The organism is Prochlorococcus marinus XMU1411 (genome assembly GCF_017696075.1).
Classification (GTDB): Bacteria; Cyanobacteriota; Cyanobacteriia; order PCC-6307; family Cyanobiaceae; genus Prochlorococcus_A; species Prochlorococcus_A marinus_V.
Genome location: NZ_JAAORI010000006.1, coordinates 42,226 through 59,939, shown reverse-complemented (window position 1 = coordinate 59,939; position 17,714 = coordinate 42,226). Strand labels below are relative to the sequence as shown.

Here is a 17,714-nt window from a genome sequence, read left to right as displayed (position 1 = left end):
TAAACTTACAAAAATAATTCAAAATATATGGCAGTTGCTCTTGCAGGACAATTAAGAGAAGGGACAAAAAAATCCCATACTATGGCAGAAAATACTGGCTTTGTAGCTTGTTTTTTAAAAGGAGTTGTTGAAAAAAAATCTTATAGAAAATTAATTAGTGATTTATATTTTGTTTATGAAGCTATGGAAGAAGAAATTGAAAGACTGGTCAATGAGGAACATCCCGTAATAAAACCTATAGGTTTTAAATCATTATTCAGGAAAGAAACTCTTGTAAATGATCTTAAATTTTATTTTGGTGAAAACTGGAAGAATGAAATTAATATTTCTCACTCAGCAAAAGAATATGTTGAAAGAATCCGAGAGGTCGCTAAAAATTCACCAGAGCTCTTAGTTGGTCACCACTATACTCGCTATATAGGAGATTTATCTGGGGGGCAAATCTTAAAAAGGATCGCTAAAAAAGCATTAAATTTGCAGGGAAATGATGGTTTAAATTTTTATGAGTTTGAGTTAATTGCTGATGAAAAGAAATTTAAGGAAGAATATTCCCTTACTTTGAATCAACTTCCAATAAATCAAACGATGGCTGATCAAATTATTGATGAAGCTAATCAAGCTTTTACTTACAATATGAAAATGTTTAAGGAGCTTGAAGGTAACTTGATTGCTGTTTTAGGCAAGATTGTATTCAATTACATTACAAAAAAAGTTAGGAAAGGAAGTACCGAGACCTAATATTTATGTTTGATTCATTAGTTGATTTCCTTAAAACCAATATTGATGAATTAAATGGACATGAAGTACGAATATCTAGTGAATTCAAAGAACATCACAATGAAGACTCACAATATATTATTAAAAATTGGCTTTTTTCATCTCCCGAATATAGAAAGTGGCGAATAACAAGATTAGATGGTGGCAAAAAACTGCAAGTGTTTAATACGGTCGCATATCCTAATTTTGATAGTGAATTGCCTATTTTAGGAGCTGATATTTTATGGTTTGGAACTTCTCAAAAGTTATTAGCAATACTTGATTATCAACCTTTAATTCAAGAAAGCAGATATCTTGAAAAATATTGTTCAAGTTTAGGTAGTATTAAGAAAAAATATTCTGCATTTGATAATAATAAAATGAAGAATATATATGATTCAAAAAAGTATTTTTCCCCATGGGTGATTATATGTAGGGGAAATAAATTAAATCTTGATAGAGATTTAAATAATATATTCCATTTATTTGTAAATAATTATTTGAACATCTATAAATCGAATCCTGTTAATCAATTTTTAAATGCAGAAGAAATAAAGATTAATCAAATTAAATATGATAAGTACAGTTTTGAAAAAGACCCAGCAGATAAATTGTTTAAATCTTTTTTTGGAGAAAAATGGACAAAAAAATTTATCAATAAATTTCTGTTTACATTAAACAATGAGATTATTCATTGAATGTTGATACAAGATACTATTTTTTACAGGCCAGATTGGAGATGGCATAATTTTTTAAAATATTTAACAAATAATTTACGTAAATATAACTGTTTAGAAAAAACAATACCCTCGGAATATTCTTATAAAGATTCAAATTATGGTTCAAAAAAATCAAAAAAAAATGTGAATCTATCTACTTGGGGTGTAACGCATAACAAAAGAATTCAATTCGCAAGGGCAGTTTGTATAAATAGTCCAAATTATTCTGTTTTAAATTTTTTAATTATTCCTAATACTATTTATAACGTCCCATTTTTTGGAGTGGATTTTGTTTCTCTACCAAATAGTCATTTACTAGTATTAGATTTTCAGCCTTCATTAAAAATACAAAATCAATACAATAATGAGTTATTAGAAAAACTTATAAAACTCAAAAATAATTGTCATTCATCACTCCCATTAGCTGAAAAAATGTCTGCGGATGTAGCTAGATTTTTTTCTCCAGGAGTAATATGGTCAAAATTACCAAAAGAAGAAAAAAGTGATTTTTTAATTACTAATCAGCTTTATACCTCATTTAAGGAATATCTTGATTTGTATTTGGAAATTCTTTTTGAAAGCAAAGAAGTCAATATTGAACTGCAAAAAGAATTAATAAACGGTCAAAATAATTATTTGAATTATAGAAGAGATAACGATCCAGCAAGACCAATGTTGTCGAGTTTGTTTGGTAAAGAATTTACTGAATCTTTAATTAAAGAAGTTTTATTTACTACTTAAAAGTCTTATAATTCTATTGAAATTCAAATCATATGAAAAAAATTTCTGTTCTTTTTGTATGTTTGGGAAATATTTGTAGGTCCCCTGCAGCAGAGGCTATTTTTATAAGTCTACTAGAAAAGAAAGGATTAACAGATGGCTTTATTGTAGATTCTGCTGGAACTGGGAGTTGGCATATTGGGAAAAAAGCTGACTCTAGGATGAGAATTGCAGCGGAAACAAGAGATATAAATATCTTAAGTAGGGCTCGTCAAATTACTAGCAAAGATTTTGACGAATTTAACTATATTCTTGCGATGGACAACTCAAATTTTAGAAATATTCAAGATCTTAAAAATAGAACAGCTTCAACTGGTTTAGCATCAATTAAAAAAATACAAGATTTTAGATCAGTTTTTAATGAGCAAGAAGTTCCTGACCCATATTTTGGAGGTGATGAGGGCTTCGATTATGTCCTTGATATTTTAGAAGACTCTGTAAAAGGTTTTTTGGAAAGTATTTCTTGAATTTATTTAATTTCAGTCTCTTTAGGAATCTTGTCATAATAAAGATCAATAATTTTATCCACTACCTCATTAATTGAATATCCATCCGTAATAATTTCTATTGCGTCATTCGCTTTTATTAGAGGTGAAATTTCTCTATTAGAATCTTCAAAATCTCTTTTCTTTATAAGTTCTTTTAATGTATGAATGTCTATTTCTTGCGAGTCTTTACTATTTTTATCAGATTTTCTTCTTTTTGCTCTTTCATCGATGCTTGCAGTTAAAAATATTTTAAGTTCTGCATGAGGAAAAACAGTAGTTCCTATATCTCTTCCCTCAGCTACAAGTCCGCCTGATTCTCCAATTTTTCTTTGTTCTTCTACTAAGAATTTTCTTACTTCTTTTATTGAGGAGATTTTTGAAACAATGGAACTTATCTTTTGTGACCTTATTTCTTCAGTAACACAGTAGTTGTTAACATAAACATCCTGATGTGAATTTGTATTCGACTTGAAAACAATAGATATATCTTTAAGAATATTTTGTAATTTATTTTCTTTTTTATAATCAATTCTTTCTTTTAGCATAAGCCAACTCAATGCCCTATACATTGCTCCAGTATCTAAATATAAAAGTTTAAGTTTCTGTGCTATTAACTTTGTTACAGTACTTTTACCTGACCCTGCAGGACCATCAATTGCAATAATCGGCCTTCTTTTCATTAGAAAAACGTGATCAATTAATCTTGTCTCTCCACATCTTATCGCACCGGCCAGTAACGAAATATTATCCTCAAGTCTTGCTTTTTCGAGTGTATGAGGGTGTAAATGTTCTAAATATTCAATTGAAATTTTTTTTGCTGATAGTTTTTTTATTATTTCGTTTAAATTGATCTTTTTTTCTTGTTGAAAATTTTTTTTTGCTTCTAATAACTCACTTGAAAAAAACCTAATCAATTTTCTTTCGTTTTTTGATAAATGCACATTACGTGAACTTAAAGGAATTCCATCAAAATCTCTTTGTGTAGGAACAGATTTAATAGCAACATTTAATTTCTTTCTTAGGACAAGATTTTTTAAAATTAAAAGTTGTTGCCAATCTTTTTCTCCTAAGTAAAGATTTTTTGGCTTGATGAGATTAAGTAATCTAAAAACTACTGTACAAACGCCATCAAAATGTCCAATTCGATTTGATCCACATAATGCAGAAGATAATTCTATTGGAGCTTTAAGGAATTTAATATTTTTATTATTCGGTGGATATATATCTTCATTACTTGGGATGAAGATGGCATCTGCTCCATTTGAAAAGGAGATTTTTATATCATTATCAATTGTTTTAGGGTAATTTTCTAAATCTAACTTGTTATCAAATTGAAGTGGATTAATAAAAATACTTATTAAATTAACATTTGAATTGTCATTTTTTGCTGTTGATATTAGTTTTATATGTCCATTGTGAAGGTTACCCATTGTTGGAATGAAGTTAATTTCACTATTTATATTTTTCCTCCAATTTTCTATTTCTTCAGTTTTCCTTATGATTATTTTCTTCACTTTGTTTTTAAAAAATAAATCTATTTGATAAATAATTACTGGACAAAAGCAATCTTAGGAGGAATATCTATATAGGGAAAGTCTATCATTATTATTTCATGGATTACAAAACATCAGGTGTTGACATAGAAGCTGGGCGAGAATTTGTTTCCGAAATTAAACAGGCAGTTGAAGGAACTCATACATCTAATGTGATTGAAGGTATTGGTGGCTTCGGAGGTTTATTTAGAATACCTATCGATAGTTTTAAAAAACCAGTTCTTGTTTCAGGCACTGATGGTGTTGGAACAAAATTAGAATTAGCCCAAAGTAAAAACTTTCACTTTGAGGTTGGTATTGATTTAGTTGCTATGTGCATGAACGATATCATTACAAGTGGGGCAAAACCTTTATTTTTTCTGGATTATATTGCTACTGGTAAACTTGATAAGAAACAATTATTGAGGGTTGTTCAGGGAATTTCACATGGCTGCGGAGAAAACAACTGTTCATTACTCGGCGGAGAAACTGCCGAAATGCCTGGATTTTATTCAAAAAATAAGTATGATCTTGCAGGATTTTGTGTTGGAATAGTTGATGAGGATAAGCTTATTAATGGTAAAAAAGTATCTGAAAATGATTTAATAATTGCTTTAAAAAGTAATGGAGTTCATAGTAATGGCTTTAGTTTAGTAAGAAAAATTATTCAAAACAATAATCAAATAGATAAAGCATTTGAAAAAGTTTCTCACTTAAATTTTTATGATGAGTTATTGAAACCTACAAAAATTTACAATAATGTAATTAATCAAATTTTATCTGAAAATATAGAAATTAAAGCAATGTCTCATATTACTGGAGGAGGAATTCCAGAAAATTTACCAAGATGTATCCCTTCTGATTTTATTCCATATATCAATACCAGTTCTTGGGAAATCCCTATTTTATTTAAATTCCTTAAAGAGGAAGGATCCATTCCTGAAAAAGATTTTTGGAATACTTTCAATCTTGGAGTGGGATTTTGTTTAATTATTGATAAACAATTTAAGGAAGCGATATTCAGTATCTGTGAAGATCATGACATAGATAGTTGGGTAATTGGAAAGGTAGTTCGAAAAAATAATTCAACAATTAGTAAATTTTTGCCAGAAATTTTAACTTAAATTTTTTTATCTTTTTAAAATGAGTTTTAAAAAATTATTTTTTATACCCAAATGAAAAAGTTAGGTGTAATATAATAAAATTACCGCCGAATTATATCGGAAGTTTAAGTATTAAGATTTAACCTTTTATTCAATGCCCTTTGCAAATAATCAAAGAATTACACGTAGACGTAGTTCAGCTGGCCCTACACCTCCAAAAAGACCGATAGGTAATAATTCTGAATCATTTGGTAGACAGGCTCAAGGCCCAAGACCAACTTTCTTGACATTAAGGGATCATGGGAAAGTTTTTGTAGCTGATCTACCTAATTTATCTGATGGTCAATTAGCGCATATTAGTAAAGAAGCTAATGAAGTTTTAAATAGTTTGGAAAAAAGACTTAGTGATCTTGAAAATGAACCTAATGTTAGTAACCCTGAAAACGATACGCTGATAAAAGCTTCTACCAAAAGAGATGTCACACTGAGGTTTATTAAATCAATAGAAGAAGAACAAGAACATAGAAAAAATAACCCAGCTTTACGAGATGCTGCATCTGAATCGTTACCGAGAACTTTTCTTGAGGTTGCTAGACATAGATTGCCTGGAGCAACTTTTGATTCGCTTCTTCGAGAGGCTCTTGAAGCTTGTGCAGTTGATGAGAGTAAGAGTACTGAAGAAAATCAAATTATTGATGAGCCTAAAGAAACTGTGAAAATTATGGATATACCCTCTTCCAACACTAATGCTTCACTAGTTGTTAGTATCGATCCAGGTGAAGATTCTAAAAATGACTCTATTTGATTCAACACAAGAGTTAATAAGTTTTAAAGATCAAAATAATTCAAAAATTAACCTTACTTCAGAGAAAGATCCCATTTTATGTAATCATTGCAAAAGGACTGCATCAAATGGTGTTAGATGTTTAGGAATGTGTGTAGCAGATAATGATTATTAAAATAATTCAAATTTACATATAAATAATTCGATGGAAATAATTAATAAATCCATTTAATTTTATTTATTAATGTATATGGGGTATTATTTATCAATAATAAAGAAAAGATTATTTTTCTATATCTCAATAAGTAATTGAAACTTTATACCCTTTATTTCAAATTGAAGTTCTTCGAAAACTTCATTATAAAATGCGTAAAAAAATTCAATAAGGCGGCACCCAGATTCGAACTGGGGATAAAGGATTTGCAATCCTCTGCCTTACCACTTGGCCATGCCGCCGGAAAAGATTCGATTGAGTCTTTTTATGATCTTAACAGTAAGGTGTCTCATTCTCTATTATTTATATGCAATGGTCATGGAGAAGATGTAATCGCATCGGAAATAATAAAAAGATTACTAAAAAAAATAAAAAATAAAAATATTGAAGTTTTGCCATTAGTAGGAAATGGAGATGTATTTAATTCCATAAAATCAAAGAATTTTCGTAAAATAGGATATTTAAAAGAGCTGCCTAGTGGAGGTTTTAGTAATCAAAGTCTGAAGGGATTTGTGCTTGATTTCTTTGCAGGATTTTTAATCGATAATTTAAGAAATTTTCTACTTGTAAAACAGAAGTCAAAACATAACTGCAAAATTATCGCAGTAGGCGATTTCTTGCCATTACTTTACGCTTGGAGTTCAGAATGCGAATTTAGTTTTATTGGAACTCCTAAAAGTGACCATACTTGGAATAGTGGACCAGGTTGGGATTTCAGCGATTTTTATCATAAGTTGAAAGGTTCAGAATGGGATCCATGGGAAATGTTTTTAATGCAATCTCCAAGATGTAAAAATTTAATTATGAGAGATAAAATTACAGCTAATAATTTGAATAGAAAAAATATTGATGCAAAATACTTAGGTAATCCAATGATGGATTTTGTTAAGGCAACAAACGAGAAGATATCAAATATTATTTCTTTTAAAAGGATTATTTTGTTAGTTGGAAGTAGATACCCTGAAGCTCTTAAAAATCTTGATAATTTTCTTAATTGTTTGCAAGATTTTGATTTGTCAAAGGATTTGGTAATACTTTTGCCTTTGAGCATTAATGCGAATGTGATTCAAATTCAAAGTTATTTAAATAAATATGGTTTTATAAAACAGAGTAAAGTTAAATTTCTAATTGATGAAGATTCAGTATGGAAAAAGAAAGATCAATATGTAGTGATTGGAAAAGGTAAATTCAATTCATGGGCCAGTTTGGCAGAAGTTGGCTTATCTAATGCAGGAACTGCTACAGAGCAAATTGCTGGCCTTGGAATTCCATCTCTTTCTCTACCGGGACCTGGACCACAATTTACAAAATCATTTGCTAAAAGGCAATCAAGATTATTAGGAGGTAGTGTTTTAGTTTGCAAGAACAAAAAAATTCTTTTAAAACGTTTAAGTTTACTTTTGAAAGGAAAAGTTGATAGGTTAGAACAAGTAAAAATTGGAAAAAAAAGAATGGGTAAATCCGGAGCAAGTAAGAAAATCGTAGATGCTATAAATCTTTATTTGTTATCTTAGTAAATGGCACTAGTTTATTAATTTTTAATTTTTTTATGTATCCAATAAATGATCGGCAATATCTAAAAATTTGTGCAGAGATTGCAAAACTTATGAGTATAAGCTTATCTTCTGCGAAGAAGAAAGTAGAAATTCAAATTGCAAAAGAAGGCTCGAAAACTATTCAAGAAAAAATAAAAGTTGCGCAAAATGTCTTAAAAATTTGTGAAAAAAATGATGGAGATAAATTAAGTTCTTCAAGAATACTTGATAAGCTTATGGAAACTCTTGATGGTGAAGATAATTTTTTAACTGAAGATTGATTCTTAATGTTCAAATATATTTGAAAATTTTAGTATATCTAAATCAGCATGTACAGAAACTGTTTCGAAACATTTTTGAGCTAATTCATATCTATTTTCTCTTTCTAAGATAACTTTTAATTTATGCATCGCTTCAATTAAATATCTAACATCATTTGCTGCATAATCTAATTGATTTTTTGTTAAATCTTCGTTGCTACCCCAATCACTACTTTGAGAGCTTTTGTCCAGTTCTATGCCTAGTAATTCATTTATTAAATCTTTTAAACCGTGTTTATTTGTATAAGTTCTTGCCAATTTACTAGCAATCTTAGTACAAAAAATATTTTTTGTACTAATTTCAAGATTGCATTTTAGAGCTGCTACATCAAATCTTGCATAGTGAAATATTTTAGTAATTTTGTCATCTTCAAGAAGTGATTTTAAATGAGGTGAAGAAGAGGTATTAAGTTCTATTTTTATACAGGATGTTTTACCCATTTCATTACAGATTTGTACTAAACAAAGTCTATCTCTTCCATGAATTAACCCCATTGCTTCGGTATCAATAGCTAGGTAGGATGATTTTTTATAAAGATTGTATAAATCCTTAGTTAAATCGCTATAAAGAAGATCAATATTTTTATTTTCAATAGTCATTGTTAATAAGTACTTAAAGTAATTTAAGATTTAGAATATTACTTAAGATTTGATTTAATTAAGAATTTTTATCTAATAGGGATATTTTACAGAATAATTTTAAAAAATTATAATATGATGTAACTTTAATTTTTATTCTAGAGTTAGTAGAAAAAATTTTTTTGATGTCCTATTCCTTAAATTCAACATTATTGCTAACAATTCTCTTGGCCATAGGATTATTTTTTTTTCTTAGGGCTTCCAGTAAAGATAGAACTACCATCGTTGAGATTTCATCTTCTCAGCAGCCAGTTAAGGTTTTAAATGGTTTATGTGAATGGCTTAATTTGCGGGGATGGAAGCAAACAGGAGGAGATTTTGAACAAAGAATTTTAATATTCAAGGGTCAAGTTGTTTCTAGTAAATTTTTAGCAATTTTTTTAGGTTTTCTTGGCGGTTTTGGTTCTTGTGCTTTGGGATTAGTAATTATTCAAATATATCCTGAATTAGGTTGGTGGCCTATTCTTTTGGGATTAATTGGTGGCCCTTTGTCTGGAATTGTTTATTTTAAAAAATCAGCAAGAGAGGAGAAATTTGAATTAAGGTTGATGAACAAAAATGAAAATGATTCAACTTTCATGAGACTAAGAGCGCATAGGGATGAATTAATCTCTTTAGAAAATGAACTTGGAGAAAAACTTCAATTAAAAAGTGACGGTTCTTTATTTAAAACACCTATTTAAGATACCTTAAAATTTTATTCGATAAATTTAATCAAAAATATTATTCTCCATACAGAATTTCTCTAACTCTTTATCATTTAACCAATCTTGGGGTTTTGTAAAAATTGATGTGAGCAATTCCTCTCGAGAATCTTTTTTAGCTTTATATCCATATTCCCATCTAGCTAAAGGCGGTAAGGACATTAATATAGATTCAGTTCTGCCATTTGTTTGTAGTCCAAAAATCGTACCTCTATCCCAAACTAAATTGAATTCGACATATCTACCTCTTCGATATAGTTGGAATTCTCTTTCCTTCGATGCAAATGTTTGAGAAGCTCTTTTTTCAATAATGGGTAAATATGAAGGGAGGAATGCCTGCCCACAGTTTTCCGCTAAAGAAAATAAATTATCCCAATTTAAATCAGATCTGCCAATATTTTGTGAAGCTTTTGATGCCTCTCCATTTTGATTATTTCCTCTATAAATATTGCCTGAACCATCTTGATAATCATAAAAAATGCCTCCTATGCCTCTAGATTCATTTCTATGCTTCAAGAAAAAATATTCATCACACCATGGTTTGAAAACTTTATGTAAATCTTGATTAACTTTCTCACAAGCTTTTTTATGCTCGTTATGAAAATTCCTTACATCAGAAAGATAAGGATAAAAAGGGGTTAAGTCTGCACCTCCCCCAAACCACCAAACAGGACCAGCTTCGAAATATCTATAATTCAGATGAACTGTAGGAATATAGGGATTCCTAGGATGTAAAACCATAGAGGTTCCCGTAGCAAACCATTCATGACCTTTTGCTTCGGGCCTCTGAGAGATTATAGATTGAGGTAATTCTTTTCCCTGTACTTCCGAGAAATTAACGCCTGCCTGCTCAAAAATAGAACCATTTTTCAATACTCTTGATCTTCCACCGCCACCTTCGTCTCTTAGCCAGGATTCCTCTGTAAATTTCCCTTTGCCATCTACATTTTCAAGTCCCGAACAAATTTTGTCTTGCAGAGTTAATAAGAGATTTTTAGTTTTTTCTCTCGAGTTTTTAGGAGGTTCTTTCAACATGTATTTAGTAAATCTTGAAGAAAAAAAATTTTTGGGTTAATTATAAGTTTCTCTTTATAATTTCTCTTAGGGGGACCTTATTGCCTATTATTTGATAGTTCGACATAGTTCTTAATCTTTTAAACAGTCGACTACCTTGTCAAAATATTTAAAAATTTAATGACCACAATAGAAGATGCGAATTTTGCTTTACAAAAAGTTCTAGATGCTGGATCACAGAAAAATGTAATTGAATTAGCTTGGATTAAAAATGTAAGAGTAACTATACCGAGAGTAATCGTAACATTATCATTACCATCATTTGCAAATTCTCAGAGGGATAGAATTGTACAAGAGGTTAGAGGGGTACTACTGGATTTTGAAGATATTGATGATGTCCAAATAGAGATAGATAATAATCCTCCCAAAACAGAATCTCAAAATCAGAGTAATGCTCCTGAGTTGCAGAAGATTGATGGAATTCGACATATCATAGCTGTTAGCAGTGGTAAAGGTGGAGTTGGAAAAAGTACAATTGCAGTTAATCTCGCTTGTTCTCTAGCTAAATTAGGCTTGAAAACTGGTTTGCTGGATGCGGATATATATGGACCTAATACTCCCTCAATGATGGGAGTCGCCGAACAGAATCCAAAGGTTACAGAAGGAAGTGGCAGTGATCAAAGGTTAATACCGATAAATAAATATGGAATTTCATTGGTATCAATGGGTTTCCTTATAGAAGAAGGTCAGCCAGTTATATGGAGGGGGCCAATGCTTAATAGTATTATCAGACAATTTTTGTACCAAGTTGAATGGAATAATCTTGATTTTTTGGTTATTGATTTACCTCCAGGAACAGGAGACGCTCAAATATCCCTTTCTCAATCTGTTCCTATCTCTGGAGCTATAGTTGTCACTACCCCTCAACAAGTTTCTTTGCAAGATGCAAGGAGGGGATTAGCTATGTTTAAACAACTCGGAGTACCTCTACTGGGAATTGTAGAAAATATGTCAGTATTTATTCCGCCAGATATGCCAGATAAAAAATATGAAATTTTTGGTAAAGGTGGTGGAAAAACATTAGCTAACGAAAATGACTTACCATTATTAGCTCAAATTCCTATTGAAATCCCTCTTGTTGATGATAGTAACAAAGGTGTACCAATCTCAATAAGCCAGCCCAATAAAGAAAGTTCTGTCGTATTTGGTAATTTAGCTAAATTAATTAAGAATCAATTTGTTAATGCTTAATTGATGTTTAAGAGAATTTCTTTGTTAAATAACAGAGTTTTTTTACAAAAAAAAGATAACTTTAATAGAGGTTTTTTATTTTCTCCGCTACTTATTATTCCCCTGTTTTTAGTTATTATTTCGGGTTTTTTGATAAAAAGTATTCAGGGTGATTTTTTAGTATCTAACTATTTAGGTCATATATTAACTGGTTGTTTAGGTTATTTCTTAGCATTTTTTATTTCTTATATACCGTTAGAGAGAATTAGAAAGTATTTGGTTCCATTTTATTTTTGTACTTTAATATCCTTATTACTTATTTATTTTTTTGGGATTTCAGTTTCTGGAGCTCAAAGATGGCTAAACTTGGGCATCTTTTCTTTTCAGCCTTCAGAGGTAGCTAAACTTAGTACTGTATTAACTCTTGCTTTAGTACTCGACAAAAAAATAATTCTAACAATAAAAGATTTAGTATTGCCCTTACTAGTAGTAGTTATTCCTTGGTTATTAATTTTCTTTCAACCGGACTTAGGTACCTCTTTAGTTTTAATTGTTTTGACAGGTGTAATGCTCTATTGGTCTCAAATGCCCATAGAGTGGATTTTGCTATTAGTGTTTTGTATTATCACATCAATACTATATCTAACCTTACCAACTCTTCTTATTTTCTGGATTCCAGTTATAGGATATCTTGCTTATAGATCTTCAAAAAAGAAAATTATTTTTTCTGCTCTCGCTATTTCGTTTCATTTATTAGTGGCAAAATTTACACCAATTTTGTGGGAATATGGCTTAAAAGATTATCAAAAAGATAGATTAGTTTTATTTTTAGATCCAAGTAGAGATCCATTAGGTGGCGGATATCATTTGATACAGAGTAAAATTGCAATTGGTTCTGGAGGATTATTTGGGACTGGTTTGCTACAAGGTAAGCTGACTAATTTGCAATTTATACCGGAACAACATACTGATTTTATATTCAGTGCTTTAGGCGAAGAATTGGGTTTTGTGGGGTGCATAATAGTTTTATTTTTGTTCTTTTTTTTGATTAAAAAACTTATTAATACTGCAACAATTGCTAGGACTAATTTTGAATCCCTAATTGTTATTGGAATAGCCTCAACTTTTTTATTTCAAATAATTATTAACTTATTTATGACTATCGGATTAGGACCAGTGACTGGGATTCCCCTGCCTTTTATGAGCTATGGACGAACGTCATTAGTGACTAATTTTATATCTATTGGATTTGTTTTATCTATTTTGAAACGCTCTAGATCATTAAGAAATTGATGAAATCACAAATTACTATAAAAAAAATTCAAGAACTTTTGATTAAAGGAGTTCAAACTATACATGTGGATGATGATTCATCCAGAAGAATGTGGTGGGCTTCTTTAGAAGTTATTCAAAAAGATTTCCTATCTCAGAATTATAAACATGGGGGAATTTGGGTTGCCTCACCTTTGCCTGCTTTTAATGATAAAAAATTTTTAAATCAATTTTATGGATGGCTTTGGTCTCCTGAGGGTTTTCCATATTTTCAGAATGAGAATGCAGGTTTTTTACCAGTCAATAATTCAGATAAGATAAAAAAAGATTTCGATTTAGTTAGTAATTATAAAGTCTTAAATCTTAGTCAAGAAGATGGTTATGAACCTTTTTTGATGATAATCACCCCAAATTTTCAATGCATATTATCAATTGCAGGAGAAAAAGATAAAAAAATTCTATTAATGAAGTGTGATGAAGAAAGCCTTAAACTTTCAATTGAATTAATGCATGCAAAATTAAACCAAGAAAATTATGAGGAAGGAGTAAAATTTCGTAATGCAATCAATAATTTAGGTAACCTTAATATTAATAATCAATTTGAAAAATTATTTTGGCCAACATTATCGGCAAAATTAGCAAATATTTCTCCAAATCATAATATACAGAATTCTTCAAAAAACGATGAAAAAAATGTGCAAATAACTGAAGCAAAATTATTACGTGCAATATCTCATGAAGTAAGAACGCCTTTGGCAACAATAAGAACTCTTATAAGCTCTACTTTAAAAAAATATAAGATGGACGAATCAATGAAAAATCGTTTGATTCAAATAGATAATGAATGTAATGAACAAATTGATAGGTTTGGTTTAATCTTTAATGCAGCAGAATTAGTGAGTAATGAAGTTCCTTCGTTAAATAACTTGGCAAAAATTAATTTAGCCGAAATTTTTAAAAAGCTTGCTCCTTTATGGAAGAAACAATTAAATCGACGTGGGATTTCTTTAAAGATTGACATCCCCAATCAACTTCCGCAAATTTTGAGTGATTCTGAAAAATTGGAATTAATGTTAACTGGATTAATTAATAAAAATACTAGAGGATTAAAAGAAGGTAGTACATTAATTTTAGAATTAAGGCCAGCTGGTCAAAAACTTAAACTTCAATTAAAAGTGCAAAAATTAGGAAGTAATCAAAAAGAAATTCTAAAAAAAGATAACGGTTCTGATATTGGTCCTGTTTTAAATTGGAACCCTCAAACGGGTAGTTTACAACTTAGTCAAAATGCTACTCAAAAGTTGTTGGCTAGCTTAGGAGGGCATGTCACACAAAGGCGTGATACAGGTTTAACAGTTTTTTTTCCGATTTCAGATTCAAAATAAAATGAGAAATAATTTTTCCATATATTAAATAATGTAGAAAATTTCTTGTAAATTTATAATTTTGCAAAATATGAATGCTAATTTCTTATAAGAAATAACTCAAAATCAAGGATGACTGAAACTTTAGTTGGTCAATTTCCAAAGCATATAGGAAGTACTGGGGGTTTATTAAACTCAGCAGAAACCGAAGAAAAATATGCAATTGTATGGAAAAGTTCCAAGGAACAAGCCTTTGAATTGCCCACTGGTGGGGCGGCTATTATGCATGAAGGTGATAATCTAATGTATTTTGCAAGAAAAGAACAATGCCTTGCATTAGGGACACAATTAAGAGCCTTCAAACCAAGAATTGAAGATTTTAAAATCTATAGAATTTTCCCAGGTGGTGATACTGAATTCTTACATCCAAAAGATGGAGTTTTCCCTGAGAAGGTTAATGAGGGTAGAGAAAAAGTTGGCCATAACCCCAGGAGAATTGGTGAAAATCCTAATCCAGCAGGGTTGAAATTCACAACTAAAAATACTTTTGATTAAATTTCTAAAAGTTGATATAAAACTAGAATATAATTATAATTTGGGTTGACATTATTAATATGATCAGCTCAAAGAAAGATAGTTTTTTAAAGGCCTACAAAGAAGGTAAAAATTTTATACCTATTACTCAAACTTGGCCAGCAGATTTAGAGACTCCATTATCTACTTATTTGAAACTATCAGAACGCGATTCTCATGGTGTTTTCCTTGAGTCTGTTGAAGGCGGGGAAAATTTGGGCAGATGGAGTATTGTGGCTACTAAACCTCTTTGGGAAGCAATTTGTTATGGAGAAGAAATAGTTAAAACTTGGAATGATGGAAAAACAAAAAGATATAAAGGAGATCCTTTTAATATTTTAAGAACTTGGACAAACCAATATCAATCATTCATGATTGATGACTTGCCATCAATTGGACAATTATATGGTTCTTGGGGTTATGAATTAATTAATCAAATAGAACCAAGTGTTCCAATAAATGAAATACAAGACAGCAATATACCTTATGGTTCTTGGATGTTTTTTGATCAATTAGTTGTTTTTGATCAAATCAAAAGATGTATCACAGCAGTAGTTTATGCAGATATAACTTCTGTAAAAGAGTCTTGTATTGAAGATGTTTATCTAAATTCAATTTCTAAAATTCAGAAAACTAGAAATTTAATGAAAGTTCCTTTAAAAAAAGATGAGTTTTTAGATTGGAATGAAAATGAGAATTTGAATTTAGATCTTAAAAGTAATTGGAATAAAAAAGATTTTGAGGATGCAGTTCTTTCTGCAAAAGAATATATAAGAAAAGGAGATATCTTTCAAATAGTTATAAGTCAGAGATTTAATACTCAAGTTAATAACGATCCTTTTAATTTATATAGGAGTTTAAGAATGGTAAATCCATCTCCATATATGTCATTTTTTGATTTTGGCTCATGGTATCTGATAGGTTCAAGTCCTGAAGTTATGGTTAAAGCTGAAAAAAATAAAAATAATCAGATTGTTGCAAGCTTAAGACCAATTGCTGGGACAAGACCAAGAGGTATTGATAGTCAACAAGATCTGGAACTAGAAAAGGATTTATTAAAAGATCCAAAAGAAATAGCTGAGCATGTAATGCTAATAGATCTTGGTAGGAACGATCTTGGAAGAGTTTGCGAAATTGGTACTGTGGAGGTCAAAGATTTAATGGTTATTGAGAAATATTCACATGTTATGCATATTGTTAGTGAAGTTGAGGGGATCTTAAAAAACAATACTGACGTATGGGACTTGCTTAAGGCATGTTTTCCTGCTGGGACAGTAACCGGTGCACCAAAAATAAGGGCCATGCAATTGATTAAACACTTTGAAAAAGATGCTAGAGGACCTTATGCTGGAGTATACGGATCAATTGATATAAATGGTGCATTAAATACGGCAATTACAATAAGAACAATGATAGTTAAACCCTTAAAAGATGGAAAATATGATGTTTCAGTGCAAGCAGGTGCTGGAATAGTTGCTGATTCTTCTCCAGTAAATGAATATCAAGAAACATTAAATAAAGCAAAGGGAATACTTAAAGCATTAGCTTGTTTGGGTAAATAAATGATTAAAAATAATCTTTATAAGGGTTTTGAAGTGGAACTTTTTACAGGTTCTTCGAATTCCCATATTGGAGTTTCAACTGATGTTGAAGAAAAATTTCCTGATTTTGTTAAAGAGCCTGATAAAAGAAATGTTGAATACATTACAACACCAGAAAAAGATTATAAGTTTTTATACGAGAAATTAATAACGCCAAGAAAAAATTTAAGGCAATGGTTAAACAATAGAGGGTTAACAATCATTCCTTCATCAACTCTTTGTTTTAAACACGATATTGAATTTCAAAGATCTGATATTAATAATACTTATCATCAATTTATACAAGATAATTACGGAATCTCTGTTGCAACATCTAGTGTACATATAAATATAGGCATAGATGACTTAGATAGACTTTTTGCTGCTATAAGGTTGATAAGATCAGAGGCTGCTTTGTATCTATCAATAAGCGCTAGCTCACCTTTTTTAAATAATAAAATTACTGGAAATCACTCTCAGAGATGGATTCAGTTTCCTAAAACACCAAGCAAAGTTCCTTTTTTTGTTAATCATAAGTGCTATATAGATTGGATCAAGCAAAATATAGCCAATAAAAATATGCAAAATATTAGGCATTTTTGGTCTTCAATTCGACCAAATGGTCCTCAAAGGCCTTTAATTCTTGATCGGTTGGAATTAAGAATTTGTGATTTCGTTCAAGATATAAATTTGCTGTTAGGGATAACGGCAATGCTGGAACTAAGGATTTTAAATCTTTTTGAGAATTTACAAACTTTAGATCCCATGACTTCGAGTATTTTTTCTATTGATGAATTAATAGAAATATGTGATCAAAATGAAATGATTGCTGCTAAAGAGAGTTTGAATTCAGAGTTGATTCACTGGCAAGATGGTAAAAAAGTTATTTGTAGAGAATGGATTGAAAATTTATTATCAGATTTATCACCCACGGCAGAAAAATTTAATATGCAACATCTTTTGAAACCTGTCTATAAAGTACTTGAAGAAGGTAATCAATCTATGAAATGGATAAATCAATATCAAAAAGGACTTTCTATTGAGCAGATAATTAATATATCTATCGATGATATGATGAAGGAAGAAGAAGAAAGTGTTTGATGATTA

At 30.2% G+C, this 17,714-nt stretch carries 19 protein-coding genes and 1 tRNA gene; 16 read left to right on the top strand and 4 right to left on the bottom strand.

What is annotated here, in order from left to right:
* Window positions 1–27 precede the first annotated feature (27 nt).
* From HA145_RS08905 to HA145_RS08890, 4 genes are read left to right on the top strand one after another with little or no spacing between them, the layout of a single operon-like run.
* On the top strand, window positions 28–738 hold the full coding sequence (locus HA145_RS08905; RefSeq protein WP_209128786.1) for a heme oxygenase (biliverdin-producing): 711 nt from the start codon (window positions 28–30) through the stop codon (window positions 736–738).
* Between the two features lie 5 nt (window positions 739–743).
* Complete coding sequence (locus tag HA145_RS08900; RefSeq protein WP_209128785.1) at window positions 744–1,454, top strand: 15,16-dihydrobiliverdin:ferredoxin oxidoreductase; 711 nt, start codon at window positions 744–746, stop codon at window positions 1,452–1,454.
* Complete coding sequence (locus HA145_RS08895) at window positions 1,455–2,216, top strand: phycoerythrobilin:ferredoxin oxidoreductase (RefSeq protein WP_209128784.1); 762 nt, start codon at window positions 1,455–1,457, stop codon at window positions 2,214–2,216.
* A 32-nt stretch (window positions 2,217–2,248) separates the two neighbouring features.
* A complete protein-coding gene (locus HA145_RS08890; protein ID WP_209128783.1) occupies window positions 2,249–2,722 on the top strand; it encodes a low molecular weight protein-tyrosine-phosphatase in 474 nt (157 codons plus the stop codon).
* A gap of 2 nt (window positions 2,723–2,724) precedes the next feature.
* Here HA145_RS08890 and HA145_RS08885 read toward each other — a convergent pair whose 3' ends face one another.
* Complete coding sequence (locus tag HA145_RS08885) at window positions 2,725–4,257, bottom strand: bifunctional pantoate--beta-alanine ligase/(d)CMP kinase (RefSeq protein ID WP_209128782.1); 1,533 nt, start codon at window positions 4,255–4,257, stop codon at window positions 2,725–2,727.
* 98 nt (window positions 4,258–4,355) lie between these two features.
* Here HA145_RS08885 and purM point away from each other — a divergent pair, with 98 nt between their 5' ends.
* The 3 genes from purM (at window position 4,356) to HA145_RS08870 (ending at window position 6,337) form a co-directional block, all read left to right on the top strand.
* The gene (gene purM, locus HA145_RS08880) at window positions 4,356–5,399 is read left to right on the top strand and encodes a phosphoribosylformylglycinamidine cyclo-ligase (RefSeq protein WP_209128781.1); all 1,044 of its coding nucleotides are present in this window, start codon (window positions 4,356–4,358) and stop codon (window positions 5,397–5,399) included.
* Window positions 5,400–5,532: 133 nt separating this feature from the next.
* A complete protein-coding gene (locus tag HA145_RS08875; RefSeq protein ID WP_209128780.1) occupies window positions 5,533–6,183 on the top strand; it encodes a histidine phosphotransferase in 651 nt (216 codons plus the stop codon).
* Window positions 6,170–6,337 carry a hypothetical protein gene (locus HA145_RS08870; protein ID WP_179850891.1) on the top strand — a complete coding sequence of 56 codons (168 nt, stop codon included), beginning with the start codon at window positions 6,170–6,172 and terminating at the stop codon, window positions 6,335–6,337. The genes HA145_RS08875 and HA145_RS08870 overlap by 14 nt, the downstream gene beginning before the upstream one ends.
* Window positions 6,338–6,547: 210 nt before the next feature.
* Here HA145_RS08870 and HA145_RS08865 read toward each other — a convergent pair.
* Window positions 6,548–6,618 (bottom strand) — tRNA-Cys (locus tag HA145_RS08865).
* A gap of 42 nt (window positions 6,619–6,660) precedes the next feature.
* On the opposite strand from HA145_RS08865, the gene HA145_RS08860 reads away from it, so the two are divergent.
* Together HA145_RS08860 and HA145_RS08855 are read left to right on the top strand one after the other, a co-directional pair.
* On the top strand, window positions 6,661–7,890 hold the full coding sequence (locus HA145_RS08860) for a lipid-A-disaccharide synthase-related protein (RefSeq protein WP_308789014.1): 1,230 nt from the start codon (window positions 6,661–6,663) through the stop codon (window positions 7,888–7,890).
* A gap of 35 nt (window positions 7,891–7,925) precedes the next feature.
* Window positions 7,926–8,192, top strand: coding sequence for a hypothetical protein (locus tag HA145_RS08855; protein ID WP_025915186.1), 267 nt, complete (start codon window positions 7,926–7,928; stop codon window positions 8,190–8,192).
* A 3-nt stretch (window positions 8,193–8,195) separates the two neighbouring features.
* Here the strand turns inward: HA145_RS08855 and HA145_RS08850 are convergent, their stop codons facing one another.
* Window positions 8,196–8,831 (bottom strand): ribonuclease D, encoded by a 636-nt coding sequence (locus HA145_RS08850; protein ID WP_209128779.1) that lies wholly within the window; start codon window positions 8,829–8,831, stop codon window positions 8,196–8,198.
* A gap of 164 nt (window positions 8,832–8,995) precedes the next feature.
* Between HA145_RS08850 and HA145_RS08845 the strand changes: the two genes are divergently transcribed.
* Window positions 8,996–9,553 (top strand): cofactor assembly of complex C subunit B, encoded by a 558-nt coding sequence (locus HA145_RS08845; protein WP_209128778.1) that lies wholly within the window; start codon window positions 8,996–8,998, stop codon window positions 9,551–9,553.
* 27 nt (window positions 9,554–9,580) lie between these two features.
* On the opposite strand, the gene hemF is transcribed toward HA145_RS08845, so the two are convergent.
* Window positions 9,581–10,609: an oxygen-dependent coproporphyrinogen oxidase gene (gene hemF / locus HA145_RS08840; RefSeq protein WP_209128777.1), complete on the bottom strand. Its 1,029-nt coding sequence runs from the start codon at window positions 10,607–10,609 to the stop codon at window positions 9,581–9,583.
* Window positions 10,610–10,768: 159 nt separating this feature from the next.
* Here hemF and HA145_RS08835 point away from each other — a divergent pair, with 159 nt between their 5' ends.
* From HA145_RS08835 to gshA, 6 genes are all read left to right on the top strand, one after another.
* On the top strand, window positions 10,769–11,839 hold the full coding sequence (locus HA145_RS08835) for an Mrp/NBP35 family ATP-binding protein (protein ID WP_209128776.1): 1,071 nt from the start codon (window positions 10,769–10,771) through the stop codon (window positions 11,837–11,839).
* A 3-nt stretch (window positions 11,840–11,842) separates the two neighbouring features.
* The gene (rodA, locus tag HA145_RS08830; protein ID WP_209128775.1) at window positions 11,843–13,111 is read left to right on the top strand and encodes a rod shape-determining protein RodA; all 1,269 of its coding nucleotides are present in this window, start codon (window positions 11,843–11,845) and stop codon (window positions 13,109–13,111) included.
* Window positions 13,111–14,475, top strand: coding sequence for a sensor histidine kinase (locus HA145_RS08825; RefSeq protein ID WP_209128774.1), 1,365 nt, complete (start codon window positions 13,111–13,113; stop codon window positions 14,473–14,475). The genes rodA and HA145_RS08825 overlap by 1 nt, the downstream gene beginning before the upstream one ends.
* A 111-nt stretch (window positions 14,476–14,586) precedes the next feature.
* The gene (locus HA145_RS08820; protein WP_042851104.1) at window positions 14,587–15,009 is read left to right on the top strand and encodes a photosystem I reaction center subunit II PsaD; all 423 of its coding nucleotides are present in this window, start codon (window positions 14,587–14,589) and stop codon (window positions 15,007–15,009) included.
* A 59-nt stretch (window positions 15,010–15,068) separates the two neighbouring features.
* Window positions 15,069–16,589, top strand: coding sequence for an anthranilate synthase component I family protein (locus HA145_RS08815; protein WP_209128773.1), 1,521 nt, complete (start codon window positions 15,069–15,071; stop codon window positions 16,587–16,589).
* Window positions 16,590–17,708 carry a glutamate--cysteine ligase gene (gshA, locus tag HA145_RS08810; RefSeq protein WP_209128772.1) on the top strand — a complete coding sequence of 373 codons (1,119 nt, stop codon included), beginning with the start codon at window positions 16,590–16,592 and terminating at the stop codon, window positions 17,706–17,708.
* Window positions 17,709–17,714 lie beyond the last annotated feature (6 nt).